General features: G+C 65.2%; 1 protein-coding gene. It reads right to left on the minus strand.

What is annotated here, in order from left to right; genetic code table 11:
- Positions 1 to 435: ATP-binding cassette domain-containing protein (locus tag JCM12296_RS35540; RefSeq protein ID WP_218188480.1), on the minus strand; the 435-nt coding region annotated here is incomplete at its 3' end.
- Positions 436 to 540: the final 105 nt, after the last annotated feature.

A 540-nucleotide genomic window follows, 5' to 3' on the forward strand; every position in this document is an offset into this window, starting at 1 on the left:
CCCGCGCAGGCCCACGAGGTGCAGGAGTTCCGAAATGCGCCCATCGACCACCGCCCGGTTGCCGTAGCCGTGGGCCAGGAGGGGTTCGGCGAGAATGCTGCGCACGCGCAACCGCGGATTAAGGGAGGCGTAGGGATCCTGGAAGATGATCTGCATCTCTTTGCGCAGCTCGCGCAGGGCACCCTCATTCAGGGCATGGATATCGCTTCCGCGAAAGTGCACCGTGCCGCCGCTTTTCTCTTCCAGGCGCAAAAGCAGCCGCCCCAGGGTGGTCTTGCCGCAGCCCGATTCCCCCACCAGGGCAAAGATCTCCTTTTCGGCGATGGCGATGCTGACATCGTCCACGGCGTGGATCCGCTGACGGCCGGAAAAAGGCCCGGTCTTGACCGTAAAAACCTTCTTCAACCGCCGGGTCGCGATAATCGGTACGGTCATGCCACCTCCCCTTTTCCGGCGTACCCCCAGCAGCTGACCCAGTGCCCGTCGCCGGCCGCATAGCGGCCGGGTGGGTGCCGGCGGCAGATCTCCATGGCCCGGTCG

This window comes from Desulfosarcina cetonica JCM 12296, from assembly GCF_001311845.1.
GTDB classification, from domain to species: domain Bacteria; phylum Desulfobacterota; class Desulfobacteria; order Desulfobacterales; family Desulfosarcinaceae; genus Desulfosarcina; species Desulfosarcina cetonica.